27 protein-coding genes and 5 tRNA genes are annotated in these 23,070 nt (G+C 67.0%); 20 read left to right on the forward strand and 12 right to left on the reverse strand.

Annotated elements, in window-relative coordinates:
- Window positions 1-96 precede the first annotated feature (96 nt).
- The 6 genes from pstB to DAETH_RS10785 all read right to left on the reverse strand — a co-directional run bounded on the left by pstB (window position 97) and on the right by DAETH_RS10785 (window position 7,890).
- Window positions 97-855 (reverse strand): phosphate ABC transporter ATP-binding protein PstB, encoded by a 759-nt coding sequence (gene pstB / locus DAETH_RS10760; protein WP_264774897.1) that lies wholly within the window; start codon window positions 853-855, stop codon window positions 97-99.
- A 92-nt stretch (window positions 856-947) separates the two neighbouring features.
- A complete protein-coding gene (pstA, locus tag DAETH_RS10765; RefSeq protein WP_406585108.1) occupies window positions 948-1,811 on the reverse strand; it encodes a phosphate ABC transporter permease PstA in 864 nt (287 codons plus the stop codon).
- Window positions 1,811-2,815, reverse strand: a complete 1,005-nt coding sequence (gene pstC, locus DAETH_RS10770; protein WP_264774899.1) for a phosphate ABC transporter permease subunit PstC — start codon at window positions 2,813-2,815, stop codon at window positions 1,811-1,813. The genes pstA and pstC overlap by 1 nt, the downstream gene beginning before the upstream one ends.
- A 140-nt stretch (window positions 2,816-2,955) precedes the next feature.
- Entirely contained in the window at window positions 2,956-3,984 is a 1,029-nt protein-coding gene (gene pstS / locus DAETH_RS10775; RefSeq protein ID WP_264774900.1) for a phosphate ABC transporter substrate-binding protein PstS, read from the reverse strand.
- Window positions 3,985-4,099: 115 nt separating this feature from the next.
- Window positions 4,100-5,971, reverse strand: a complete 1,872-nt coding sequence (locus DAETH_RS10780; protein ID WP_264774901.1) for an ABC transporter ATP-binding protein — start codon at window positions 5,969-5,971, stop codon at window positions 4,100-4,102.
- The gene (locus DAETH_RS10785) at window positions 5,968-7,890 is read right to left on the reverse strand and encodes an ABC transporter ATP-binding protein (protein ID WP_264774902.1); all 1,923 of its coding nucleotides are present in this window, start codon (window positions 7,888-7,890) and stop codon (window positions 5,968-5,970) included. Before DAETH_RS10785 ends, DAETH_RS10780 begins: the two co-directional genes overlap by 4 nt.
- A 309-nt stretch (window positions 7,891-8,199) precedes the next feature.
- Here DAETH_RS10785 and DAETH_RS10790 point away from each other — a divergent pair.
- The 13 genes from DAETH_RS10790 (at window position 8,200) to DAETH_RS10850 (ending at window position 14,074) form a co-directional block, all read left to right on the forward strand.
- Window positions 8,200-8,275, forward strand: a tRNA-Thr gene (locus DAETH_RS10790).
- 67 nt (window positions 8,276-8,342) lie between these two features.
- A tRNA-Tyr gene (locus DAETH_RS10795) sits at window positions 8,343-8,428 on the forward strand.
- Window positions 8,429-8,431: 3 nt separating this feature from the next.
- Window positions 8,432-8,504 (forward strand) — tRNA-Gly (locus DAETH_RS10800).
- Between the two features lie 6 nt (window positions 8,505-8,510).
- A tRNA-Thr gene (locus DAETH_RS10805) sits at window positions 8,511-8,585 on the forward strand.
- A gap of 166 nt (window positions 8,586-8,751) precedes the next feature.
- Window positions 8,752-9,969 carry an elongation factor Tu gene (tuf, locus tag DAETH_RS10810; RefSeq protein ID WP_264774903.1) on the forward strand — a complete coding sequence of 406 codons (1,218 nt, stop codon included), beginning with the start codon at window positions 8,752-8,754 and terminating at the stop codon, window positions 9,967-9,969.
- 208 nt (window positions 9,970-10,177) lie between these two features.
- Window positions 10,178-10,345 carry a 50S ribosomal protein L33 gene (gene rpmG, locus DAETH_RS10815; RefSeq protein ID WP_012692576.1) on the forward strand — a complete coding sequence of 56 codons (168 nt, stop codon included), beginning with the start codon at window positions 10,178-10,180 and terminating at the stop codon, window positions 10,343-10,345.
- An 81-nt stretch (window positions 10,346-10,426) separates the two neighbouring features.
- Window positions 10,427-10,606 (forward strand): preprotein translocase subunit SecE, encoded by a 180-nt coding sequence (gene secE, locus DAETH_RS10820; protein ID WP_264774904.1) that lies wholly within the window; start codon window positions 10,427-10,429, stop codon window positions 10,604-10,606.
- Window positions 10,603-11,175: a transcription termination/antitermination protein NusG gene (gene nusG / locus DAETH_RS10825; RefSeq protein WP_264774905.1), complete on the forward strand. Its 573-nt coding sequence runs from the start codon at window positions 10,603-10,605 to the stop codon at window positions 11,173-11,175. Before secE ends, nusG begins: the two co-directional genes overlap by 4 nt.
- Before the next feature lie 167 nt (window positions 11,176-11,342).
- Window positions 11,343-11,780, forward strand: a complete 438-nt coding sequence (gene rplK, locus DAETH_RS10830) for a 50S ribosomal protein L11 (RefSeq protein ID WP_264774906.1) — start codon at window positions 11,343-11,345, stop codon at window positions 11,778-11,780.
- On the forward strand, window positions 11,773-12,468 hold the full coding sequence (rplA, locus tag DAETH_RS10835) for a 50S ribosomal protein L1 (protein ID WP_264774907.1): 696 nt from the start codon (window positions 11,773-11,775) through the stop codon (window positions 12,466-12,468). Before rplK ends, rplA begins: the two co-directional genes overlap by 8 nt.
- Window positions 12,469-12,652: 184 nt before the next feature.
- A complete protein-coding gene (gene rplJ / locus DAETH_RS10840) occupies window positions 12,653-13,156 on the forward strand; it encodes a 50S ribosomal protein L10 (protein WP_264774908.1) in 504 nt (167 codons plus the stop codon).
- Between the two features lie 51 nt (window positions 13,157-13,207).
- A complete protein-coding gene (rplL, locus tag DAETH_RS10845; protein WP_264774909.1) occupies window positions 13,208-13,576 on the forward strand; it encodes a 50S ribosomal protein L7/L12 in 369 nt (122 codons plus the stop codon).
- A 201-nt stretch (window positions 13,577-13,777) separates the two neighbouring features.
- Window positions 13,778-14,074, forward strand: coding sequence for a cold-shock protein (locus DAETH_RS10850; RefSeq protein WP_319993712.1), 297 nt, complete (start codon window positions 13,778-13,780; stop codon window positions 14,072-14,074).
- 189 nt (window positions 14,075-14,263) lie between these two features.
- Here the strand turns inward: DAETH_RS10850 and DAETH_RS10855 are convergent.
- Window positions 14,264-14,339, reverse strand: a tRNA-Lys gene (locus DAETH_RS10855).
- 79 nt (window positions 14,340-14,418) lie between these two features.
- Window positions 14,419-15,771: a signal recognition particle protein gene (gene ffh / locus DAETH_RS10860; protein WP_264774910.1), complete on the reverse strand. Its 1,353-nt coding sequence runs from the start codon at window positions 15,769-15,771 to the stop codon at window positions 14,419-14,421.
- A gap of 49 nt (window positions 15,772-15,820) precedes the next feature.
- Here ffh and DAETH_RS10865 point away from each other — a divergent pair, with 49 nt between their 5' ends.
- From DAETH_RS10865 to DAETH_RS10885, 5 genes are read left to right on the forward strand one after another with little or no spacing between them, the layout of a single operon-like run.
- Window positions 15,821-16,132, forward strand: a complete 312-nt coding sequence (locus DAETH_RS10865; RefSeq protein WP_264774911.1) for a nucleoside triphosphate pyrophosphohydrolase — start codon at window positions 15,821-15,823, stop codon at window positions 16,130-16,132.
- A 23-nt stretch (window positions 16,133-16,155) separates the two neighbouring features.
- Window positions 16,156-17,337 carry a thiolase family protein gene (locus tag DAETH_RS10870; protein ID WP_264774912.1) on the forward strand — a complete coding sequence of 394 codons (1,182 nt, stop codon included), beginning with the start codon at window positions 16,156-16,158 and terminating at the stop codon, window positions 17,335-17,337.
- Window positions 17,338-17,342: 5 nt separating this feature from the next.
- Entirely contained in the window at window positions 17,343-17,666 is a 324-nt protein-coding gene (locus DAETH_RS10875; RefSeq protein ID WP_264774913.1) for a YciI family protein, read from the forward strand.
- Between the two features lie 6 nt (window positions 17,667-17,672).
- Entirely contained in the window at window positions 17,673-17,999 is a 327-nt protein-coding gene (locus tag DAETH_RS10880; RefSeq protein ID WP_264774914.1) for a hypothetical protein, read from the forward strand.
- A 19-nt stretch (window positions 18,000-18,018) separates the two neighbouring features.
- Window positions 18,019-18,855, forward strand: a complete 837-nt coding sequence (locus tag DAETH_RS10885) for a 3-hydroxyacyl-CoA dehydrogenase family protein (protein ID WP_264774915.1) — start codon at window positions 18,019-18,021, stop codon at window positions 18,853-18,855.
- 75 nt (window positions 18,856-18,930) lie between these two features.
- On the opposite strand, the gene DAETH_RS10890 is transcribed toward DAETH_RS10885, so the two are convergent.
- On the reverse strand, window positions 18,931-19,521 hold the full coding sequence (locus DAETH_RS10890) for a peroxidase-related enzyme (protein ID WP_264774916.1): 591 nt from the start codon (window positions 19,519-19,521) through the stop codon (window positions 18,931-18,933).
- A gap of 69 nt (window positions 19,522-19,590) precedes the next feature.
- On the opposite strand from DAETH_RS10890, the gene DAETH_RS10895 reads away from it, so the two are divergent.
- Both DAETH_RS10895 and DAETH_RS10900 read left to right on the forward strand, forming a co-directional pair.
- Window positions 19,591-20,169, forward strand: coding sequence for a class I SAM-dependent methyltransferase (locus DAETH_RS10895; RefSeq protein WP_264774917.1), 579 nt, complete (start codon window positions 19,591-19,593; stop codon window positions 20,167-20,169).
- A gap of 90 nt (window positions 20,170-20,259) precedes the next feature.
- A complete protein-coding gene (locus tag DAETH_RS10900) occupies window positions 20,260-20,760 on the forward strand; it encodes a DUF456 domain-containing protein (RefSeq protein WP_264774918.1) in 501 nt (166 codons plus the stop codon).
- Between the two features lie 55 nt (window positions 20,761-20,815).
- On the opposite strand, the gene DAETH_RS10905 is transcribed toward DAETH_RS10900, so the two are convergent.
- Genes DAETH_RS10905 through DAETH_RS10915 form a run of 3 tightly spaced genes read right to left on the reverse strand, consistent with a single transcriptional unit; the run spans window position 20,816 to window position 22,876 of the window.
- Window positions 20,816-21,490 carry a hypothetical protein gene (locus DAETH_RS10905; protein WP_264774919.1) on the reverse strand — a complete coding sequence of 225 codons (675 nt, stop codon included), beginning with the start codon at window positions 21,488-21,490 and terminating at the stop codon, window positions 20,816-20,818.
- A 35-nt stretch (window positions 21,491-21,525) separates the two neighbouring features.
- Window positions 21,526-21,900, reverse strand: a complete 375-nt coding sequence (locus tag DAETH_RS10910) for a YkvA family protein (protein WP_264774920.1) — start codon at window positions 21,898-21,900, stop codon at window positions 21,526-21,528.
- A gap of 10 nt (window positions 21,901-21,910) precedes the next feature.
- On the reverse strand, window positions 21,911-22,876 hold the full coding sequence (locus tag DAETH_RS10915) for a CPBP family intramembrane glutamic endopeptidase (protein ID WP_264774921.1): 966 nt from the start codon (window positions 22,874-22,876) through the stop codon (window positions 21,911-21,913).
- Window positions 22,877-23,070: the final 194 nt, after the last annotated feature.

A 23,070-nucleotide genomic window follows, 5' to 3' on the forward strand; every position in this document is an offset into this window, starting at 1 on the left:
TGATGGGGGGGTCAGGCCCGGTGAGGACACAGGTCGCAAAAAAGGACCAGGCCCCTACCAGGGCGGCGGGGGCGCGGGCGGGCAGCGGCGGAACACTCAGCCGAATCGTCCGGTGACGTAGGCCTCGGTGCGTTCGTCGCGTGGGGAGGTGAAGACCTGATCGGTGACGCCGTGCTCGACGAGGTCGCCGTTGAGGAAAAACGAGGTGGTGTCCGAGACCCGCGCCGCCTGGTGCATGTTGTGCGTCACGATGATGATGGTCGTGACCTTTTTCAGGTCCGTCATCAGGTCCTCGATCTTCGCCGTGCTCGCCGGATCGAGCGCCGAGGTCGGTTCGTCCATCAGCAGGATCTCGGGTTCGACGGCCAGCGCCCGCGCGATACACAGCCGCTGTTGCTGCCCACCCGAGAGGCCGGTAGCGGGTGTCTTGAGACGGTCCTTGACCTCTTCCCACAGTGCAGCGCTCCGCAGGGAGCGCTCGGCCACCTCCATCAGACGCCTGCTCTCGCGGACTCCGGCGAGTTTGAGGCCGCTGACCACGTTGTCGAACACGCTCATGGTGGGAAAGGGGTTGGGCTTCTGGAAGACCATGCCCACCCGCCGACGCATCGTCACCGGGTCCACGCCGGGGCCGTACACGTCCTCCCCGTCGAGGGTGATCTTGCCGGTCACGCGGGCGCCGGGGGTCAGGTCGTGCATCCGGTTGATCGCCCGCAGGAAGGTGGTCTTGCCGCACCCCGAGGGACCGATCAGGGCGTTCACGGTGCCGCGCTGGACGTCGAGGTTCACGTCTCGCACGGCCTGCTTGTCGCCGTAATAGATATTGACGTTCTGAGCACTGAGGAGGGAAGGCATTCGAGTTGGTCTCCTTGAGGTAACGGAAAGACGCATTCAATCACTGGCAGTCCACAAGAACGTTCCGCTGCTGCTCGGCGGCGTGGGCTCCGTTACCGTCGTCTGCTCGCCCGGCGGGCGAGCAGGCTGGTGAGGAAGATCAGGGTGATCAGCAGCAGGGCCCCAGCTTTGGCAAGCCGTTGGTTCTCGTCGTAGGCGCTGGTGGCTCCCCGGTAGATTTCCAGCGGCAGAGCACTCATCGGCTTGCTGGGGTCGAGGTTCACGCTGTTGTTCCCGAAGGCGGTGAACAGCAGCGGCGCCGCCTCCCCGGCCACGCGCGCCAGGGCCAGCATCACGCCCGTCACGATGCCCCCGGCGGCGGCAGGCAGCACGACCCGCAGGATCACCAGCCACTGCGGCAAGCCCAGCGCGAGGCCCGCCTCGCGCACCGTGAGCGGCACGAGCTTGAGCACCTCTTCCGTCGTCCGCACCACGATGGGGATCATCAGAAACCCCAGGGCAAGGGCGCCCGCCAGGCCCGAGAAGCCGAAGGCGAGCACGATCAACCCGTAGGCGACGAGACCCATGACGATGGCGGGAATCCCGGCGAGCACGTCGCTGAGCATGCGGATGGTGGGCATCAGGCGGTGCCGGGGGTATTCGGCCAGGAAGATGCCCCCCGCCACCCCGACCAGGACGCCGATCACGCTCGCCATCGCCAGCATCATCAGGCTCCCGGTGATCGCGTTGAGCAGGCCACCCCCCGACTCTCCCTCGGGGGCGGGCGTGCGGGTGAAGAAGGCGAGGTTCATCGCCCCCAACCCCTCGCGCAACAGGTACACGAAGATCAGGATCAGCGGCGCCACGACCACCAGGGTGGCGAGCAGGATCAGCGCGCCCATCAGGGTGTTCCTCATCCGGCGGGCTGGGCTGAGCCCAGCCCGCCGCTGGACGGTGACGGCGGCGGAAGTCCGCATCATTGAATGCCCTTGGGCGTCAGGCGCGCGATGATCAGACGGGCCGCGAAGTTCACGACCACGCTCAGGAAGAACAGGGTCAACCCCAGCGCGACCACGCTCGAACGGTGCAGCGCCGCCTGGGCATCCCCGAACTGGTTGGCGATCACCGAGGCCATCGTGCTCGCACCCCCCCACAGGCTCTTGAGGATGTCCTGGCTGTCCCCGATCACCATCGCCACCGCCAGCGTCTCGCCCAGCGCCCGGCCCAGCGCGAGAATCACCCCGCCGAGAATTCCGGCTCGGGCGTAGGGCAGGATGGCGCGGGAGATCACCTCCCACTTCGTCGCGCCCAGCGCGTACATCGCTTCTCTCTGGTCGGCAGGCACCAGCCGGATCACGTCCCGCGCCACGCTGGCGGTGTAGGGCAGGATCATCACCGTCAGGATGATGATGGCGAGGGCGAGCCCTCGCCCCCCCGCCCCCGACGGCACGAAGAAGCACTGGAGGCTGGTCTGTCCCTGCGCCCAGAGTTCGTTGCAGCGGGTGATCGTCGGGAGGTTGGCCGGGTCCACGAAGTAGGCGGTCTGCCAGCGGCCCAGGATCGGCGCGATCACGAACAGCGCCCACAGCCCGTACACCACGCTGGGCACGGCGGCCAGCAGTTCGATCAGGTAACCGACCGGGTTCGCCAGCCACTTCGGCGCGTACTCGGCCACGAACAGGGCACTCGCCACCGCCAGCGGTACGCTGATGGCGAGCGCGACGACGCTGGTGACGAGCGTGCCCACCACCATACTCGCGGCGCCGAAGACGCCCTCGACCGGGTTCCAGGTGCGCTCGCTGAAAAAGCGCCACCCGAACGCCTGCAAGGCAGGCCACGACTCACGGGTGAGCTGATACACGCTCAGCACGAACACCAGCACGATCACCGACGCGAGGGCCAGGATCAGCACCTGAAAGACGCGGTCACTGCCGCTGGAGAGGGCGGCGCGGGCGGGCGGACGACGGGCAGGTTCAGACATAGGAGGACGACCTCGCAGAGGTGACTGCACCCAGTTCACCGAGGAAACGTCAGGAGCGTGTCAGCCCTGGGGACTTCCCCTCGGTGAGTGCAAGAATTAAGCGACCTTCCTAAGGAAGGTCGCCACGTGGAAGTTCTGCCTTAAATCTTCTTGCCGCCGTAGGTCATGGAGTTGAGGATGGTCCGCACCTTGCTCGTCACGTTGGCGGGCAGCCTGGCGTAATCCAGTGGCTCGTTGTACTGCTGGCCCGTCGTGGTCATGTAGCCCAGCAGGTTCTTGAGTGCCTTGGCCTGCGCCTCCGTCCGGTTGCCGTACTTCTGGTCCTGGTAGAAGATCACGTACGTGAAGCTGGCGATGGGATACGCCTCCGCGTTCGCGCTGTTCGTGATGCTCACCCGCGTATCGGCGGGGATGACGACCCCCTGCGCGGCGGCACTCGCCGGGCCGTTGTCCGCCAGCACGAACTTCCCGGCGCGGTTCTGCACGCTGCCGTACGGCAGCTTGTTCTGCTTGGCGTACACGAGTTCGACGTACCCGATGGCTCCTGGCGTGCTCTTCACGATCCCCGCCACGCCGTCGTTGCCGCGTGCGCCCTGTCCCACCGGCCACTGCAGGCTGTTGCCCACCCCGACCTTGCTCTTCCATTCGGGGCTGACCTTGCCCAGGTAGTCCGAGAAGACGTAGGTCGTCCCCGAGCCGTCGCTCCTTCGAGCGACGGTGATCGGCAGCGGCGGGATCGTCACGCCGGGGTTCAGGGCGGTGATGGCCTTGTCGTTCCAGGTCTTGATCTTGCCGAGGTAGATGTCGGCCAGCACCCGCCCGGTGAACTTCAGCGGCTGGGTCACGCCGGGGACGTTGTACGCGGGCACGACGGCGCCGATGGCGGTGGGGATGTGCAGCAGCTTGGCGGGCGCGTCCTTCATGGCCTCGTCGCTCATGGGGTTGTCGCTGGCCCCGAAATCCACGGTGCGCTCGATGATCTGCTTCTGGCCGGCACCGCTGCCGACCGACTGGTAGTTCACGTTCACGCCGCTGGCGTCCTTGTACTCGGCGAACATCTTGGAATACAGCGGGTAGGGGAAACTCGCGCCCGCGCCCGTCAGGGTCGTCTGCGCGGCGGCAGTGCCGGTCGTCACCAGGGCCAGGCCCAGGAGCATGCTCTTCTTCATGTCTGACAGCGTGCGGGTGAACTGTCAGGGCGGCGTCACTGGTTTGTCAGCCGAAGGTCAGGGAGAAGGCGGCGAGGTCTCCCCCACCGCCCTCCTGACCCTCCCGGCCTTCCCGTCAGTCCGCCGCGTCCGATTGCGCGTATTGCAGGCGGTGCAGCCGCGCGTAGTACCCGCCCCGGGCGAGCAGTTCACGGTGGCTCCCCTGCTCCACGATCCGGCCCCGCCGCATCACGACGATGCGGTCGCAGTGCTCGATGGTCGACAGACGGTGCGCGATGATGATGCTCGTGCGGCCCAGCATCACCTTCTGGAGGGCCTGCTGGATGCGCAGTTCGGCCTCGGTGTCCACGTTCGCGGTCGCCTCGTCGAGCACGAGCAGGATGTCGGGGTTCTGAATGAGCGCCCGCGCGAAGGCGAGGAGTTGCTTCTGCCCGGTCGAGAGGGTCGCGCCGCGCTCGCGCACCTCGGTATCGTACCCCTCGGGCAGCGAGACGATGTAGTCGTGGACGCCCACGTACTTGCACGCCTCCACCACCCGCTCGTGGGGGATGTCGGGGTTATTCAGCGTCAGGTTGCCCTCGATGGTCCCCGCGAAGAGGAACACGTCCTGCAAGACGACGCCCACGTGCTTGCGCAGGTCGTGCTGCGCGAGGTCGCGCACGCCCACGCCGTCCACCTTCACCGCCCCGCGCTGCACGTCGTAGAAGCGGCTTACCAGCGCGGTGACGCTCGTCTTGCCCGCGCCCGTCGCGCCCACCAGGGCCACGCTCTCGCCGGGGCGGATGTGGAGGTCGATCCCACGCAGAATCCAACGGTCGTCGGTGTCGGGCGTGTCCCCCGTCACCGTCTGGTCGTACGCGAACCACACGCCCTCGAAGTCCACCCGGCCCTCGAAGTGCGTGAGCCGCCCCGCCCCCGGCCTGTCGGTGATCTCCTCTTTCGTGTCGATCACGCCGAAGATGCGCTCGCTGCTCGCCATCGCCGCCTGGAGGTTGTTGAACACGTCGGCGAGGTCCTGGATGGGCTGGAAGAGCTGCTGGGTCCACTGCACGAAGGCGAAGAGGGTGCCGACCGTCACAGCCCCCGCCACCGCTCCACCCAGGGCCTCCGCCCCCAGGATCTGCCGCGCCGCGAAGTACAGCACGAGCGCGACGGCCACCTGCCCCAGCACCGCGACCGTCGGCATGAAGAGCGAGAACCACCGCACGCTGTTCACGTTCGCCGCCAGGAGCGCCCGGTTGGCGTGGTCGAAGTCGAGGCCGGTCCTCGCCTCCCGCCCGAAGAGCTGGATGGTGAGCATCCCGGTGATGTTCTCGTTGAGCCGGGTGTTCACGAACGCCTGCTGGGCGCGGGTGGCCCGGAAGGCGTCGCGCAGCCGGGTGCGGAAGAAGTTGGTGGCGAAGTACAGCACCGGCAGCACCGCGAAGGAGACCAGCGCGAGCTGCCAGTTCACCCGCAGCATGATCACCACGTACGCCGTGATCAGGAAAGCACTCTGGATCAGGCTGACCAGCCCACCCGTGATGAACTGGTTGATCGCGTCCACGTCGCTCGTCACGCGCGTGATCAACCTGCCGACCGGGTTCTGGTCGAAATAGGCGAGGTGCAATCTTTGGAGCTTGCCGAACACGTCCGCCCGGATGTCCCGCAGCACGTTCTGCCCGAGGTAGCCGATGGCGAGGGTGAAGCCGTACTGGAGCCCGAACTCCACGACTTTGAGAGCCATGTACCCCACGGCGGCGAGTGTGAGCCCCCGGTACAGGGCGTCCAGGCTCTGCGTCCGGTCGCGCTCGAAGGGCAGGAGGTACGCGTCAATGGCGTGCCGCTGGATCAGCGCGAAGATGGGCTGCGCCACGGCGATCAGGAGGGCGAGGACCACGCCGAGGACCACCAGTCCCACGTAGGGCCTCAGGTACCGCAGGATGCGTCGGGTAAGCCGGGCGTCGAAGCCCTTTTGCGTCACGTCGAGGGTGTCGGGGCGGGTCACTTCACGACCTCCTGCGGCTGGCGTTCGAGGTCGTCCGCAGCCACCTCGGGGTCGAGGGTGGGCTGGTCCTCCGCGTCGAGGTCGGAGGCGAGGCGCTGGAGACGTTCGAGTTCGGCGTAGTGTCCCCCCAGGGCGAGGAGTTCGTCGTGCGTGCCCTGCTCGGTCACGCGGCCCTCTTCCAGCACCACGATCTGATCCGCGTGCCGCAGGGTACTCACCCGGTGCGCGATCAGGAGGACGGTGCGGCCCCGGCTGATCTCGCGCAGCCCGTCGAGGATGCGCCGCTCGGTCTCGGTGTCCACCGCCGAGAGGCTGTCGTCGAGGATCAGGATGTGGGGCTCGCGCACGATGGCGCGGGCGATGGCCGTCCGCTGCCGCTGCCCGCCGCTGAGGGTCACGCCGCGCTCGCCCAGCATCGTGTCGTACCCCTGCGGAAAGGCCTCCACGTCGTCCGCGAGTCCGGCCAGCCGCGCCGCCTCCCGCACCCGGCCGAGGTCGGGCTGCTGGGGCAGGTCGGGGGGCGGCGGGGTATTCACCACGCTCACCCCGGTCGGGATGGTGGGGAGGTCACGCCCCTCCAGGCCGAAGCCGATGTTGTTGGCGATGGTGTCGCTGAAGAGGAAGGGCTCCTGCGGCACGACCGCCATGTTCTCGCGCAAGACACGCAGCGGGATGGTCCGAACGTCGTGCCCGTCGATGCGCACCACGCCGTCTGTGGGATCCATGCTCCGCGTGACGAGCCCCGCGAGCACCGTCTTGCCGCTCCCGGTCGGGCCGGTGATGCCCACGAAGGTCCCGGCGGGGACATGCAGATTTACCCGGTCGAGGACCGTGCGGTCGCCGTACCGCAACGACACGTTCTCGAACCTCACGTCCCCGCGCAGGGTGCGGATACCCGTCTCCGTGCGCCCCCGCTCGTCGTACACGCCGGGCCGGGCCTCCAGCAGTTCGCGCAGCCGCAACCATGAGGCCAGCCCGCGCTGGGTGACCCCGGTGATCCAGCCCACCATCAGCATCGGCCAGGTCAGGCGCTCCAGCGTGCCCACGAACTGCACGAACATGCCGACCGTGAAGGAGCCGTCGTTCGCCGGGTTCAGAATCAGCCGCCCGCCCACGAGCAGGATCAGCGCGAAGGCGATGCCGATCAGGAGGCTCATGAAGGCGCGCAGCGGGCCGTCCACCTTCGCCAGGGAGATGTTGCGCCGCAGAAGTTCGAGGTTCATCGCTCGGTAGTCGGCGATCTCGCGGTCCTCGATGGCATAGCCCTTCACGACCCGCGCCCCGCTGAAGTTCTCCTGCGCCTTCGCGGCGATCAGGCTGTTCTGCTCCTGCACCAGGGTGTGCCGCTTGTTGATCTGCCGCGCGAGGTAGGTGAGGATGCCCACGATCACGGGCAGCACGGCGATCACGATCAGGGTGAGCTGCCAGCTCAGGCCGAACATCACGGCGAAGGCGGTGGCGAAGCCCGAGACGATGTTCACGACCTGCCACGACCCGAAGCCCAGCATCTCGCGCACGGCGCTGAGGTCCCCGGTGAGGCGGTTCATCAGGTCACCCGTCCGCGCCCGGTCGTAATACCCCTTGTCGAGGGTCTGGAGGTTCCCGTAGATGTCGCGGCGAATCTCGTACTCCGTCTGCCTTGACGCCACGATGATCTGCCGCCGCATCACGAGCATCAGGGCCCCTGCCGTGGTCGCCGCCAGGACGATACCGAGGGCGTACAGCCCCACCCGTCCGAGGGTCACGCCTGCCGTGCCGGGATCGGTGTCGGTCGCACCCGTCAGGCCGTCGATGGTCAGGCGGATGAAGTAGTAGGGCAGCAGGTTCACGGCGTTGGCGATGACCACCGCGACCAGGCCGATCAGGTACTGCCGCGTGTGGAGCCGCAGGTACGGCCAGAGCGTTCGAAGACTGTCCAAGGCTTCACCTCAGGGAGGGGGGCGGTGAGGGGGCAGGGGAAGGCCACGCGTTCCAGGGCCACGGGTGCCCGAAAGGTCGCCAGTCTACGCCGCCCGGCGAGGCCACGAATGCGCGCAATGGCGGAGTCGTCCCCCTCACGGGGCAGGGTAAACGTTAATCCTGGACAGGAGCATTCCCGCTCGGCCTGTCCGGGGTCGTGTTGACACCCCTGGGGGGCGGTGCTACTATTCACAGCCGGAAGTGCGCGCCCAGGCGTGTCTCTTCCGTGCTCAGGGACCTGCTTCCCTTGTTCCGGCGTCAGGAAGGGTGCCACTCTAGCTCAACTGGTAGAGCACCCGACTTGTAATCGGAAGGTTGGGAGTTCGATTCTCCTGAGTGGCTCCACAGCGTTTCCCCGGGGGTTCCTCGGGAGCGCGACACCTGCCAGATTCATCAGGGCCGGGGACAATTCGGGTAGGTGGCCGAGTGGTTAAAGGCGACAGACTGTAAATCTGTTCTCTTCGGAGTACGGCGGTTCGAATCCGCCCCTGCCCACCACATGCGGGAATAGCTCAGTTGGTAGAGCGTCAGCTTCCCAAGCTGAATGTCGCGAGTTCGAGTCTCGTTTCCCGCTTTTTCCGCTCTTGTAGCTCAGTGGTAGAGCACTCCCTTGGTAAGGGAGAGGTCGTCGGTTCAATCCCGACCAAGAGCTCCAGCCCAGAACGTGGCCCGCTTCCCCGGCAGGCCACGTTCTCCTTGGTCGGGAGCCGGCAGGCGCAGGGGCGGCTTCGTCCGGGGGTGCACAGTCCGACACGCCAGGCCTTGTATGCTGTTCAGGCCCGTCCCGCAGCCGGGACACCAGCTTTCAGGAGGAATTGAGTATGGCAAAGGGAACGTTTGAGCGGACGAAGCCCCACGTGAACGTGGGGACAATCGGGCATGTCGACCACGGCAAGACCACGCTGACGGCCGCCATCACCTTCACCGCCGCAGCGGCAGACCCGACGGTGGAGAAACTGGCCTACGACCAGATCGACAAGGCCCCCGAAGAAAAGGCCCGTGGCATCACCATCAACACCGCCCACGTCGAGTACAACACGCCGAGCCGCCACTACTCGCACGTCGACTGCCCCGGCCACGCCGACTACGTCAAGAACATGATCACCGGCGCGGCCCAGATGGACGGCGCCATTCTGGTCGTCAGCTCCGCTGACGGCCCGATGCCCCAGACCCGCGAGCACATCCTGCTGGCCCGTCAGGTGGGCGTGCCCTACATCGTCGTGTTCATGAACAAGGTCGACATGGTCGACGACGAGGAACTGCTCGAACTGGTCGAGATGGAAGTGCGCGAGCTGCTCAGCAAGTACGAGTTCCCCGGGGATGATCTGCCGGTGGTGCGTGGCAGCGCCTTGCAGGCGCTGGAACAGCTGCAGCAGAACCCCAAGACCGCGCGCGGCGAGAACCCGTGGGTCGACAAGATCTGGGAACTGCTCGACGCGGTGGACAGCTACATCCCTACCCCCGAGCGCGCCACTGACAAGACCTTCCTGATGCCGGTCGAGGACGTCTTCACCATCACCGGACGCGGCACCGTCGCCACCGGGCGTGTGGAGCGTGGTGTGGTCAAGGTCCAGGACGAGGTCGAGATCATCGGGCTGCGTGACACCAAGAAGACCACCGTGACCGGCATCGAGATGCACCGCAAGCTGCTCGACCAGGGCATGGCCGGGGACAACGTGGGGGTTCTCTTGCGCGGCGTCGCTCGCGACGACGTGGAGCGCGGTCAGGTGCTGGCCAAGCCGGGCAGCATCAAGCCGCACACCAAGTTCGAGGCCAGCGTCTACGTGCTGTCCAAGGACGAGGGGGGGCGTCACTCGGCGTTCTTTGGGGGGTACCGTCCTCAGTTCTACTTCCGCACGACGGACGTGACCGGTGTGGTGCAGTTGGCGGAGGGTGTGGAGATGGTGATGCCGGGGGACAACGTGACCTTCTCGGTGGAACTGATCAAGCCCATCGCCATGGAAGAGGGCCTGAGGTTTGCCATCCGCGAGGGTGGCCGCACCGTCGGCGCCGGCGTCGTCACCAAGGTCCTGGAGTAAGTTCGACTCCTGACAGGAGGAGTGGGGGGAGGCTGCCAGGGTCTCCCCCCCCTTTTCTCGTGCTCAGGGTGGACACCCCCCTTCCAACTGCCTATAATCCGAATGTTGCCCGCCCCGAGGCGGGCTTTTACCAGCGACCCCGGCCTGGACCGGCGGGCTGGGAGCGGGGCTTTGGCGAAGGTCAGGGCCGCGCGAAAGGAGCACCAACATGGCGAAAGACGGACCCCGCATCATCGTGAAGATGGAAAGCACCGCTGGCACGGGCTTCTACTACACGACCACCAAGAACCGCCGCAACACGCAGGCCAAGATGGAGCTGCGCAAGTATGACCCCGTGGCGAAGAAGCACGTCGTGTTCAAGGAGAAGAAGGTCTGAAACCTCGGCCGGGCCGCGTGACTGTCCCGGCCAGGTTTCGCCTTCCCCGCCTGAACGTGACGGCGGCAGCCAGGTGAGCGCATGAATCTGATTCAGTACTTGCGGGACTCGCGCGCGGAACTGGCGCGCGTGACGTGGCCCACGCGGCAGGGGGTCATCGAGGGCACGCAGGCCGTCTTGATCTTCGTGATCGCCCTGACCCTGATCGTGTTCCTGATGGACTACCTCTTCGGCGCGCTCGTGCGGGCGGTGCTGCCGTGAGCATCGAGTGGTACGCGGTGCATACCTACGTCGGTCAGGAAGACCGCGTGGAGCAGCATCTGCTGGAGCGGGCCCGGAAGCTCGGGATGCTCCACACCAAGATCTTCCAGGTCCTCCAGCCCAAGGAAAAGGCGATGGAGTTGCAGGAGGGCGGCAAGAAGGTCGAGGTCGAGCGCAAGCTTTTCCCCGGCTACGTCTTCGTGCAGATGGACGTGGAGGACGACGACTCTCCCGGCGAACTCGGCGAGTCCTGGGAAGTTGTGCGCGGCACGAACGGCGTGACGGGCTTCGTCGGCACAGCGACCCGCCCGGTGCCCCTCTCCCCTGACGAGGTGCAGCGCCTGCTCGCCTCGGTGGGCGTGGCGGCCCAGCCCCAGGAGGAGGCGGCACCACGCGTCAAGGTCAGCCTCAAGCCGGGCGACATGGTCCGGGTGACGGGCGGGCCTTTTGCCGACTTCAGCGGCGTCATCAGCGAGGTCAACGCCCCGCAGGCGAAGGTCAAGGTGCTCGTCAGCATCTTCGGCCGCGAGACGCCCGTCGAACTCGACTTCGCGCAGGTCGCCAAGTAGCGAAGGCAGGGGTGGGGTTGGCAGGTGCGCCCCCTCCCTGTAGAATTTCAAAGTTGCCGCCGCAACGGCCCCAGGGTCACTCTGCAGCGGAACTTAGCGCCAGCACCCCGCCCTTTCCTGTGCCTGATGGATCCAGGAGGAGTCGGGGGAGCTAAGGAGGAAACAGCATGGCTAAGAAAGTCACCGGGATCGTGAAGTTGCAGCTTCCGGCCGGCAAGGCGACGCCCGCCCCGCCCGTGGGCCCCGCGCTGGGTCAGTATGGCGCGAACATCATGGGCTTCACGAAGGAGTTCAACGCAGCCACCGCCGACAAGGGTGACGCGATCATCCCCGTCGAGATCACCATCTACGCGGACCGCTCCTTCACCTTCATCACCAAGACGCCCCCCATGAGTTACCTGATCCGCAAGGCGGCGGGGCTCCAGAAGGGCAGCGCCACCCCCAACAAGGCGAAGGTCGGCAAGCTGAACTGGGATCAGGTGCTGGAGATCGCCCGCACCAAGATGCCCGACCTGAACGCGGGCAGCGTCGAGGCCGCCGCGAACACGGTGGCGGGGACCGCCCGCTCCATGGGCGTGACCATCGAGGGGGCTCCCCATGCCTAAGCACGGCAAGCGTTACCGCGCCCTGGTGAGCAAGGTGGACCGCACCCGCCAGTACTCCATCGACGAGGCCGCCGCGCTCGTTAGGGAGCTCGCCACCGCGAAGTTTGACGAGACGGTGGAAGTTCACTTCCGCCTGGGCATCGACCCCCGCAAGAGTGACCAGAACGTGCGCGGCACGGTGTCCCTGCCCCACGGCACGGGCCGCAGCGTGCGCGTCGCGGTGATCACGCGGGGCGACAACGTGGCCGCCGCCGAGGCCGCCGGTGCGGACGTGGTGGGCGCCGAGGACCTGATCGAGCGCATCGCGAACGGCTTTCTCGACTTCGACGCCGTCGTGGCGACCCCCGACGTGATGGCCCTCGTCGGCCAGCGCCTCGCCCGTCTGCTCGGGCCGCGCGGGCTGCTGCCCAACCCCAAGAGCGGCACCGTCGGTACCGATGTGGCGGGCATGGTGCGTGGCCTCAAGGCGGGCCGCATCGAGTTCCGCAATGACAAGACCGGCGTCGTCCATGCCCCCATCGGCAAGGCGAGCTTTGAGTCGGGCAACCTCAGCGCGAACTACACGTCGCTCCTGAACGCCCTGGAGGCCGCCAAGCCCGGCGCTGCCAAGGGCGTGTACCTGCGCAGCGCCTACCTGACGACCACGATGGGGCCGAGCATTCCCCTGACGCTGGGCTCGCAGGCCTGATTTCCAAGGGGAGGGAGACATTCGGCGCGCTCTCCCCTATACTCTTTCGGCACCCCGGTGCGCTCAGCACCTTTCTTCATCGGCATCGTAGACAGCGGGGACCGCAGCCAGGTTTAAATATCCCGCCGAGTTGTCAGGGCGCACAGCGCACCTGAGCTTGTTCACCACACAGGAGGTTTACAGCGTGGCGAACGAAAAGAACACGCAGACGCTGGGCAGCCTGCGCGAGAGCCTCACGGGCATTGAGACGTTTTACGTCGTCGACTACCAGGGCCTCACCGCCGGGCAGCTCACGAAGCTGCGGCAGGATATCCGGGCGAAGGGCGGCCAGCTCATCGTCGCCAAGAACACCCTGATCAACCTCGCCCTACAGAACGGCGGGCGCGACTTCACGGACGCCCTCAAGGGCCCCAGCGCCCTCGTGCTGGCGCAGGACGATCCGGCGGGCGTCGCCAAGACGCTCAGCGACGCGGCCCGGGGCAACGACCGGGGCATCCCCGCCATGAAGGGCGGTCTCGTCGAGGGGCAGCGCGTGGACGTGCGCGTCATCGAGCGCCTCGCCAGCCTCGGCAGCAAGCAGAGCCTTCAGGGCGAGTTCGTGGGCGTCCTCAGCGCGCACCTCAGCAACTTCGTCGGCATCCTCGAAGCCTACCGCGAGAAACTCGGCGGCGCGACCGAGGCCGCCTAAGCACACCTCTTTTTCCCAGCTTCAAAACTTCACTCCAGGAGGACACCAAACATGGCTTACGACAAGCAGGCTCTGATGGACCAGCTCAGCACCCTCACCATCATGGAACTCGCCGACCTCATCGACGGCCTCAAGGCCCAGTGGGGCGTAACCGCTGCCGTGGCGATGGGCGGCGGTGGCGCGGCTACCGAGGCCGCCCCGGTCGAGGAGAAGACCGAGTTCGACGTCGTGCTGGTGGATGCGGGTGCGAGCAAGATCAACGTCATTAAGGAGATCCGCGCCATCACCGGCCTGGGCCTCAAGGAAGCCAAGGACCTCAGCGAGAAGGGCGGCCCGATCAAGGAAGGCGTCAGCAAGGAAGACGCCGACAAGTTCCGCGCCCAGCTCGAAGGTGCGGGCGCCAAGGTCGAAGTCCGCTAACCCCCTTCCACCGGGAGTGCAGCCCCCAGCCGCAGAGTTGGGGGTTTTCTTTGTATCCGCTCAATGTGACCCAGACTACGACTTCTCGACGCAAAGGCGGTCATAGTAAGACGGTCATTTTCCCAGGAAGTTCCTATGCGGGGCGCGATTTGGTGAAAAGCCAACGCGCCTCTTTTGGCTGGGAAGGACGAGGAGTCGAGCATGGCAGTAGGTAGAGTGAAGTGGTTTAACGCGGAAAAGGGCTACGGGTTCATCGAGACGGAGGGCAGCCCCGACGTATTCGCGCATTTCAGCGCGATCCAGGCCCAGGGCTTCAAGAAGCTCAACGAGGGCGACGAGGTCGAGTTCGAGATCGAGCCTGGCCAGCGCGGCAAGGGCCCCCAGGCCAAGAACATCGTCGTGACCAAGGCGGCCCCGGCGAGCGCGAGCAGCGGCAACTCCAGCGGCGGCGGCTACAGCAGCCGTCCCCCCCGCCGTGACCGCGACGACCGCTGGTAATCGGAAGCGACCGTAAGTGCAAGCCCTCAGCCGAAAGGTTGAGGGTTTTTGATGTGGACTATTGGGACATGAGGATTTGTCCCCTTGAGGACTGTTGCTTCGAGTGGTGGGGGCGGAAGGCATTGAACTCTTCGTCACCCCACATCCTTCTCTTAAAAGAAGAAACCCCGTCACGAGCGGGGCTTCTTTTGGTGGGTCGCCCGGGACTTGAACCCGGAACCCGCTGATTAAAAGTCAGCTGCTCTACCGATTGAGCTAACGACCCACACGGCTGGTCGCCGCGAGGGGCGCGCTCAGCGGGCCTGAGTATAGGGAGCCCCCAAAGGGGTGTCAACGCACCCGAATCAGCGTCCCCGAGTCGGCGGCATAGGAGGCATCTTCGGCGGCTTCATGCCCCCGGGCAGCCCCTTCCCACCCTGCCCGCCGAGGCGCTGGAACATCTTCATCATGTCCTTCATCTGCTCGTGCATCTTCAGGAGGCGGTTGATGTCCTGCACGGTATGGCCGCTGCCCGCCGCGATGCGCTTGCGCCGTCGGCCGTCGATGATCTTGGGGTTGTGGCGCTCTTTCACCGTCATGGACGAGATCATCGCGTCAATGCGCTGAATCTGCCCCTCGTCCACGTTGAAGCCCTCCGGCAACGCACGGCTCATGCCGGGGATCAGCTTGAGGAGGTCACCTAGCGGCCCCATCTTGCGAATCTGGCGAAGCTGGGTCAGCAGGTCTTCGAGGTCGAAGTCTCCCGGTTTCTTGACCTCCATCGCCTTGAGGTCCGCCTGCTGAGCACGCTCGATCAGCCCCAGCACGTCGCCCATGCCCAGGATGCGGCCCGCCACCCGGTCGGGGTAGAAGGGCTCCAAACCGTTCAGCTTTTCGCTCGTGCCCGCGAAGTAGATCGGCTTGCCCGTCACGCTGCGCGCCGAAAGGGCCGCCCCGCCGCGCGCGTCGCCGTCCATCTTCGTCATGATCAGGCCCGAGAGGTGCACCCGCTCGTCGAAGGTGCGGGCGACGTTCAGCGCCTCCTGACCCGTCATCGCGTCCACCACGAGCAGGGTCTCGGTGGGCACCAACTCGGCCTGGAGGGCGGCGAGCTGGTCCATCAGCGCCTCGTCGATCTGGAGGCGGCCCGCCGTGTCCACGATCACGAGGTCGCGGTAGTCGGTCTTCAGGTACTCGTCGAGGCGACGCCGCGTCCCCTGCGGCGTCTCGCCGTCCTGCACCTTCAGCACCGGCACGCCGACCTGTTTGGAGAGCACTTCGAGCTGGTCGCGGGCGGCGGGGCGCTGGGTGTCAGCGGCGACGAGGAGGACGCGGCGGCCCTTGCCCTTGTAGAAGGCGGCGAGTTTGCCCGCGCTCGTGGTCTTGCCCGCCCCCTGGAGACCCACCATGAACCACACGTTGCCGTCGGTTTTGAGGGTGGGCTGGGCGGCCTGCCCGCCGAGGGTCTCGATCAGTTCGTCGTGGACGAGCTTCACCACCGTCTGCCCGGCGGTCAGCGAGCCCGTGACCTCCTGCCCGACGGCCTTTTCGCTCACCCGCGCCACGAAGTCCTTGGCGACGCCATAGTTCACGTCGGCCTCAAGCAGGGCCATACGAATCTCGCGCATGGCGGCCTTGACCTGTTCGCCTGTAAGTTTGCTCTCCCGTCCTACGCGGTCGAGGATGTCCTGCAACTTGTTCCCGAGCGCCTCAAACATAGGGGGAGGCTAGCACGCGCCCGCCGAGGGCTTGGTGTAGCGTGGCGGAATGTCGAAACTCGTGCGCGACAGAATTCCCCACCTCTTTCCCGCGTACGCCTACCGCGTGCTGGCCGAAGCGGAATACAGGCCCGCCCTGCTCGACAAGTTGGAGGAGGAGACGCAGGAGTACCTTGCGGACCGTACCCCCGAGGAACTCGCGGACGTGCTGGAGGTGCTGCACGCACTCGCCGCGTTGCACGGTTTGACGCCGGAGGGGTTGGAGGAGCTGCGGGCACGCAAGGCCGCAGAGCGGGGAGGCTTCGTGGGTCGGGTCTGGCTGGAGGACCATGTCACCTACAAGGAACCTAACGACCGTTAGTCTCTCCGCGCTAGACTCCGGGCATGAACAAAGCCGTGATCGTCTCGGCGTCGCGCACGCCGACCGGGAAGTTTCTGGGCGCCCTGCAGGACGTGACCGCCGTCGAGCTGGGCGCAACTACCTTGCGGGAGACGCTACGCCGCTCGGGAATTCCCGCCGAACTCGTCGAGGAGGTCATCATGGGGCAGGTCGTGCAGGCGGGGTGCGGGCAGAACCCGGCGCGGCAGGCGGGGCTCAAGGCGGGCCTCTCGCACGAGGTCGGCGCCCTGACGGTGAACAAGGTCTGCGGTTCGGGACTGAAGGCCGTGATCCTCGCCGCCCAGGCGATTCGCGCGGGGGACCAGACGATCATGCTGGCGGGCGGCATGGAGTCCATGAGCAACGCGCCGCACCTCCTCCCGCAGGCCAGGAAGGGCTACCGCCTGGGGCACGCACAGGTCCTCGACGCGAACACGCACGACGGCCTGTGGTGCTCGATCAACGACGAGGGCATGGGTCTGACCGGCGAGCGCGTGGCCGAGAAGTACGAGATCGGGCGGGAGGCGCAGGACGCCTACGCCACCCAGAGCCACCAGCGGGCAGTCGCCGCGCAGCAGGGCGGGCGCTTCAGCGACGAGATCGCCCCGGTGACCGTCAAGGGCCGCAAAGGGGACGTGGTCGTGGACACCGACGAGGGACCGCGCTCGGACACCAGCCCCGAGACGCTGGGCAAGCTCAAGCCCGCCTTCAAGCAAGGCGGCACGGTCACGGCGGGGAACGCCCCCGGCCTGAACGACGGTGCCTCCAGCCTGCTCCTGATGTCCGAGGAGGCGGCGCAGGCACACGGGCTGACGCCGATGGCCGAGATCACCTCCTACGCGACGGGCGGCCTCGCCCCCGAATGGGTGATGATGACGCCCGTTCCCGCCACGAAGAAGCTGCTGGAAAAGAGCGGCATGGGCGTGAGCGACGTGGACCTGTGGGAGCTGAACGAGGCGTTCTCCGTGCAGAGCCTCGCCGTCCAGCGTGAACTCGGCCTCAGCCCGGAACGGGTGAACGTGAACGGCGGCGCGGTCGCCCTCGGGCACCCCATCGGCGCGAGCGGGGCCCGCATCCTCGTCACGTTACTCCACGCGCTGCGGCAACAGGACAAGGAGACGGGCGTGGCGACCCTGTGCATGGGCGGCGGCAACGGCCTGGCCCTCAGCGTCAAGCGGCTAAGCTGAGGCTTATGACGCAGAGCAGCGCCCCGACCCTGTGGGTCATCCAGAGCCGTTACCTCAAGAGCGGGGACGATCTCGCCGCCGTCACGCCCCGGCATCGGGAGTGGCTGGACCAGCATTATCGCTCGGGCCTCTTCCTCGTGTCGGGCCGCAAGATGGACGGCACGGGCGGCGTGCTGCTGGCGCAGGCAGAGAGTCAGGCGCAGCTCGAAGAGGTCTTCCGGGATGACCCCTTCGTGCTGGAGGGCTGCTCGGAGTACACCTACACGCCCTTCACGCCCGTCAAGCGGGGCCGCACGCTGACGCTTGAGGGCGTTCCGCTGGTGGAGTGAGCAGGGATGTACCTCACCTTCTCACCCCCTGACTTTTCACCTGAAGCCAGCGAGCAACACCTTCAGCTTTGGCAGTTTGAAGAGGCTGAAGCCCTCCAAGCATGGCTGGAGTCCGAGGGGTGGGATGGAGTCCTCACAGACGCGGAGCCTATGTCACGCCAAGCATTTCTGGAACGAGCAGAGCGCCTGTTATCAAACCTCACTTCAGCCCCTTTACTCGACCCAACATGGATTGAGACAGGTTGGAAGCTCAACGACGACGGGGATGACGTGACGCTTGAAGGTGAGGGTCAGGGAACTTGGCTAGCAATTCACTGGTTTACTACTGCTTGAGAAGTGGGAAGGAATACTTATGAACTTCGGAGTCATCGGAGCAGGTCAAATGGGCGCGGGCATCGCCCAGGTTGCTGCCCAGAGCGGCTTTAGCGTCACCGTGCAGGACGTGAAGGACGAGTTTCTGTCGCGCGGACAGACCACCATCGAAAAGAGCCTCGCCAAGCTGCACGAGAAGGGCAGGCTCAAGGAAACGCCCGCCGACTTGCTGGGCCGCATCAAGTTCACGACGGACCTGCAAGCCTTCTCAGATTGCGACCTAGTGGTCGAGGCGGTCGTGGAGAACGAGGCGGTCAAGGCCGACCTCTTCCGGCAACTGGGCGAGATCGTCAAGCCGGGGGGCATCCTGGCGAGCAACACCTCCTCCATCCCTATCACCAGCCTCGCCACGGCGAGCGGGCGGCCCGAGCGGTTTATCGGGATGCACTTCATGAATCCGGTGCCGCTGATGGGGCTGGTGGAGGTCATTCGCGGGTACAGCACGTCGGATGAAACGGCGCGTAAGGTGACGGAGACGGCGCGGGCGATGAGCAAGACGCCCGTGGAGTGCAACGATTATCCCGGCTTCGTCTCCAACCGCATCCTGATGCCCATGCTGAACGAAGCCATCCAGTGCGTGATGGAGGGCGTGGCCGAGCCCGAGGCCATCGACCAGATCATGAAACTCGGCATGAATCACCCGATGGGGCCGCTCACCCTGGCCGACTTTATCGGGCTCGACACCTGCCTGAGCATCATGGAGGTGCTACACAAGGGGCTGGGGGATGACAAGTACCGCCCCTCTCCCCTCCTCAGGAAGATGGTGCAGGCAGGGCTCCTGGGGCGCAAGAGCGGGCGGGGGTTTTACAGCTATTAACCGTCAGCGGTCGGCTTTCGGCGGCAGGAGCGGGAGCCAGGGCTTCCGCTTCTTCGTTTCCACTCGCCGCACGCCTTACCTCCCCTGCGAGTAATACTCCGCGTTCGGCACGAAGCCCAGGGCGCTGCTCACCCGGTTCGTCAGGTTGAACATGCCGATCACCTGCACGAGTTCCATGATCTGATGGTCGTCCAAGCCGACCGCGCGCAGGGGCGTCAGGTCGGCCTCCGTCACCTCGGCGGGGCGCAGGGTCAGTTTCTCGGCGTACTCGGCCATAGTGCGCTCGCGCTCGGTGAGATCGGCCTGTCGCCAGTTGACGGCCACGGCGTCGGCCCTCATGGGGTCGCCGGAATACCCGCGCAGGGCCGCCCCGTGGGAGACCTCGCAGTAGAGGCAGCGGTTCGCCGCGCTGACCACCACCGCCACGAGTTCGCGCTCAACGTTGCTCAGGAAGCCCTCCTTGTTGAGGAGGAGGTTGAAGTAGTTCCACCATGCGAGGAACTGCTCGCCGTTCACCGCCTGGGCCCGAAAGACGTTGGGCACGAAGCCGATGTTCGCCTCGGCCTTGGCCCACAGCTTGCGGACGGCCTCGGGCACCTGCGTGTCGCTGGGGACGGGGAGGAAGGAGATACGGTCAGCGCCGACCTTGGACTCGGTTGTGGTCATGGGTGCAGATTACTCCCTGGGCCCGCTCTAGAAACCGCCGGGCAGGACCAGCGTGATAAGACGGCAAGGATGGAAACGGACCCCTGGCTGGAGCGGTGGCGGGAACGGATCGGCGCGCAGGCGATGACCCCGGAGATCCTTGAGCTGGGGTGCGGCGAGGGGCGGGACACCCGGTTTCTGCTGAGTGCCGGTTTCGACCGCGTGACGGCCCTGGACATCTCCGAGCAGGCTCTGGCCGAGTGCAGAAAGCTCCCCGGTTCACCCCGGTGCCTCCTGCACGACCTGCGCGAGCCGCTGCCGTTCGCGGACGGAACCTACGAGGTTGTTCTGGCCAGCCTGTGCCTGCACTATTTCTCCTGGGACATCACCGGGGCCGCCATGCAGGAGATTTGGCGCGTGCTCAAGCGCGGCGGTCTGCTGCTGTGCCGGGTCAACTCGACGCGGGACGTTCACTACGGCGCGGCCGGTCACGCTGAACTTGGCCACCACTACTACCGAGTGGGCGAGAAGCAGAAGCGGTTTTTCGACAGAACCGACATAGAGACCCTTTTCGACCCAAGCTGGCGGCGGCTGGCGGTGCAGGAGCTGGAGATAGACCGCTACGCCAAACCGAAGACGGTCTGGGAAGTCGTCTTGACGAAGGGTTGATCCAGATTTCGCCTGACTTCTGATCTCAGCCTGGACGAGACGGCGATCCGCCGGAACCCCGCCCCCGCCCACCCCGTACCCTGATCCCGTATGAGTCTCGCCTTTCTCGTCTTCCTGCTCGCGTGGATCGTCGGCATGGTCGGGACCTTCGTGCCCGCCGTGCCCGCCACGGTCATCATCTTCGCCGGGACGGTCGCGGCGACCTTCATCAATGGCTTTCAGGTGTGGCCGGACCTGCCCTTCCTGCTCACCTTCGCGGTGATCACCTTCCTGATCAGCATGATCGACAACGTGGCGAGCGCGTGGGGGGCGCGGCGCTACGGCGGAAGCAAGCAGGCGGGGTGGGGCGCCCTGCTCGGCGGGCTCGTCGGCATCTTCCTTCCCTTCGGGTTGATCGTCGGGCCGCTCGCGGGGGCGCTGGTCGCCGAGCTGTTCGTGGTCCGCAAGCCCGTCCTGGAGGCGATCCGTGCCGCCTGGGGCACCCTGATCGGCCTCCTCACGGGCCTCGTCGCCAAGCTCGTGCTGCACCTCTTGATCGGCGTCTACGAGCTGTGGCGGCTGTGGGACCCGAGCAAGAGCATCTTTGGGTGAGCAGTCGAGCACGGGGGCCGGACTGCGACGTTCCGGCTCCCGAATCCTTTCCCGCCTAGAACAGCCCCGCCAGCAGCGGCCCGAAGCCGATCACCGTGAGGAGCAGCACGGGCACGAACGGCGACAGCGTGCCGGTCAGGGCGCGGCGTCGGCTGCCCGTGAAGGTCCGGAAGCCCCGGTAGGCGAGGACGAATTGCGCCACGGTGCCGAGCATGGTCAGCGCCACGGCCGCGCGGGAGAGGGGCGACTGCCCCACCGCACGCAGGGCGGCCCGCTGCACGTCGAAGGTGGTCGCGCTGCTGGCGGCGCTGGGCAACTCCGGCGCGGGAAGCACGAGCAGCAGGACGACCAGCAGCAGGTACAGGGGCGGGAGGAGGGCGAAAGTCGCGCCGTACACCTCCGCCGCGCGGCCCTCGCGCCCGGCCCCCAGGAACCCCAGACCCGCCATCAGGCCGTACCCGAAGACCGTGAGGAAGAAGGTGCCGAAGGCGTTCGTGGCATGGACCAGGAAGCCTCCGCCGCTTCCCCCCAGGCCCACGCTGGGCCGCACGAGCAGCGCGTACACCACCCCCGACAGCGCGGCGGCCAGCAGCACCGGGGCGACGTACCGCCACGCCCTCGGCTCACTCGCGGCCAGCCGACCGAAAAAGGCGCCGGGGCCGCCCAGCAGTTCGGCGGGGAGCGGCGCCTGCGGCGGGGGCGGGGTGGAGGAACGGTCACGGCGGGCCATACGGGGCCACTGTACCCGGGCGGGGCCGCCTCCCCCTAATGCCCGGCCCACCACCGCCACACCAGCCACACGGCGAGGGCGTACAGGGCGAGCATCAACCCGAGTCCCCACGCGCTGCGGCCCAGCCGGGCGGGATTCGCGGCGGCCCGGGCCCGGGCGTCGGCGAGCACGTCCGGGGGAATCAGCCGCAGGACCAGCCACAACCCGGCGGGCACGATCAGGAGGTCATCGAGCTGCCCGAGGACCGGGATGGGGTCGGGGATCAGGTCGATGGGGCTCAGGGCGTAGGCGAGCACCAGGAGGGCGAGCACCCTGGCAAGCCAGGGCGTGCGGGAATCGCGGGCGGCGAGACTCAGAGCGAGGAGTTCGGCCTTGAGGCCCCGGGCGAAGGCGCGCAGGCGGGCGAGCATGGGTGGGGCGCTACCGCATCACGCCGCGCACGTCGGTGATCGCGTGCTGCACGGCGGGCAGGGTGACCGCCGCCGCGACCACCCCGAACAGCACGACGGCCACGTACGCGGCGCTGAGCCAGGGACCGGGCGCGGAGCGGGCCTGGGCGTCGGGCTTCGGCGTGAGCCACAGATGCAGCACGACGAGCACCGCCACGCCGAACAGCCCCGCGCCGACGGCCAGAGGCACGGCGACCCCCGGGTTCCTGAGCATCTCCGAGGCCCGCCCCGTGTCCCCGAGGTCACGTCCCGCCAGCAGCGCCCCCGCCGCGACCGCCAGGGTGTTGTTCAGCGCGTGGACGATCACCGCGTTCCACAGGCTGCCCGTGTGCTGGGTCAGCCGGGCCAGCGCGTAGGCAAGGGGCAGGATGCCCGCCACGCTCGCCGGGACCCCGTGCGCCACCGCGAAGGCGAAGGAGCTGGTGAGGGCCGCGACGGTGAAACCCGCCGCGCGCTCGTGCCCCCGCATCATCAGGCCCCGGAAGGCCACCTCCTCCGCGAAGGGCACGAGCAGGCCCGCCGCGAGGAGCAGCGCCCACAGGTCCGCCCCCTTGCTCAGGAACTGCGGGATGGCGTCGGCCCCCTGCGGCCACAGCGCCACGAACACGAGCGCGAAGGCCCGCGAGGCCAGGAACGCCACCACGAAGACGGCGACGGCCAGCCCCCACGAGGGCGGCGTGCGCCAGCGCGAGTCACGCGTAAGGGCCGTCAGGGCGGGCCGGAAAGCCACCAGTCCGAGCAACACCGTCGCCACGAAGGCCCCCAGGAGCGCCGTCCCGAGAGGAAGATGAGCGGCGATCAGCAGGGCGGAGACGACGTTCTGGGTGATCAGGAGCGTCAGCGCCGCGCGGTTGCCGTCCACGGCGCGGACGCCCCGCACGGGCGCGACGGGAACCGGGTCGGGGCTGGGGAAGGTGGGCACGTCCGGGGCCGTCATGGGGGTCAGCCTAGCGCGGGGCGGAGGCAAGGAACCTCATTCGGAAGGTGGATGGAGGGTGGACGAAAGGGCCGTGAGGGTGGGATGGGGCGGTCTCGGGCCTTCAGCTCTCAGTTCTCAGCCGTCAGCAAGAGGGAGGAACCCTGTTGCAAGCACAGCGTCCTGTCGCCGGTCGTCCCTGACCGCCCCCGCCC

The sequence above is a fragment of the Deinococcus aetherius genome (assembly GCF_025997855.1).
GTDB lineage: Bacteria > Deinococcota > Deinococci > Deinococcales > Deinococcaceae > Deinococcus > Deinococcus aetherius.

Coding starts and splice junctions, on each gene's coding strand:
- pstB (WP_264774897.1), bottom strand. CDS start 855: ATGCCTTCCCTCCTCAGTGCTCAGAACGTCAATATCTATTACGGCGAC.
- pstA (WP_406585108.1), bottom strand. CDS start 1,811: ATGCGGACTTCCGCCGCCGTCACCGTCCAGCGGCGGGCTGGGCTCAGC.
- pstC (WP_264774899.1), bottom strand. CDS start 2,815: ATGTCTGAACCTGCCCGTCGTCCGCCCGCCCGCGCCGCCCTCTCCAGC.
- pstS (WP_264774900.1), bottom strand. CDS start 3,984: ATGAAGAAGAGCATGCTCCTGGGCCTGGCCCTGGTGACGACCGGCACT.
- tuf (WP_264774903.1), top strand. CDS start 8,752: ATGGCAAAGGGAACGTTTGAGCGGACGAAGCCCCACGTGAACGTGGGG.
- rpmG (WP_012692576.1), top strand. CDS start 10,178: ATGGCGAAAGACGGACCCCGCATCATCGTGAAGATGGAAAGCACCGCT.
- secE (WP_264774904.1), top strand. CDS start 10,427: ATGAATCTGATTCAGTACTTGCGGGACTCGCGCGCGGAACTGGCGCGC.
- rplK (WP_264774906.1), top strand. CDS start 11,343: ATGGCTAAGAAAGTCACCGGGATCGTGAAGTTGCAGCTTCCGGCCGGC.
- rplA (WP_264774907.1), top strand. CDS start 11,773: ATGCCTAAGCACGGCAAGCGTTACCGCGCCCTGGTGAGCAAGGTGGAC.
- rplL (WP_264774909.1), top strand. CDS start 13,208: ATGGCTTACGACAAGCAGGCTCTGATGGACCAGCTCAGCACCCTCACC.
- DAETH_RS10850 (WP_319993712.1), top strand. CDS start 13,778: ATGGCAGTAGGTAGAGTGAAGTGGTTTAACGCGGAAAAGGGCTACGGG.
- ffh (WP_264774910.1), bottom strand. CDS start 15,771: ATGTTTGAGGCGCTCGGGAACAAGTTGCAGGACATCCTCGACCGCGTA.
- DAETH_RS10865 (WP_264774911.1), top strand. CDS start 15,821: ATGTCGAAACTCGTGCGCGACAGAATTCCCCACCTCTTTCCCGCGTAC.
- DAETH_RS10870 (WP_264774912.1), top strand. CDS start 16,156: ATGAACAAAGCCGTGATCGTCTCGGCGTCGCGCACGCCGACCGGGAAG.
- DAETH_RS10875 (WP_264774913.1), top strand. CDS start 17,343: ATGACGCAGAGCAGCGCCCCGACCCTGTGGGTCATCCAGAGCCGTTAC.
- DAETH_RS10880 (WP_264774914.1), top strand. CDS start 17,673: ATGTACCTCACCTTCTCACCCCCTGACTTTTCACCTGAAGCCAGCGAG.
- DAETH_RS10885 (WP_264774915.1), top strand. CDS start 18,019: ATGAACTTCGGAGTCATCGGAGCAGGTCAAATGGGCGCGGGCATCGCC.
- DAETH_RS10890 (WP_264774916.1), bottom strand. CDS start 19,521: ATGACCACAACCGAGTCCAAGGTCGGCGCTGACCGTATCTCCTTCCTC.
- DAETH_RS10895 (WP_264774917.1), top strand. CDS start 19,591: ATGGAAACGGACCCCTGGCTGGAGCGGTGGCGGGAACGGATCGGCGCG.
- DAETH_RS10900 (WP_264774918.1), top strand. CDS start 20,260: ATGAGTCTCGCCTTTCTCGTCTTCCTGCTCGCGTGGATCGTCGGCATG.
- DAETH_RS10905 (WP_264774919.1), bottom strand. CDS start 21,490: ATGGCCCGCCGTGACCGTTCCTCCACCCCGCCCCCGCCGCAGGCGCCG.
- DAETH_RS10910 (WP_264774920.1), bottom strand. CDS start 21,900: ATGCTCGCCCGCCTGCGCGCCTTCGCCCGGGGCCTCAAGGCCGAACTC.
- DAETH_RS10915 (WP_264774921.1), bottom strand. CDS start 22,876: ATGACGGCCCCGGACGTGCCCACCTTCCCCAGCCCCGACCCGGTTCCC.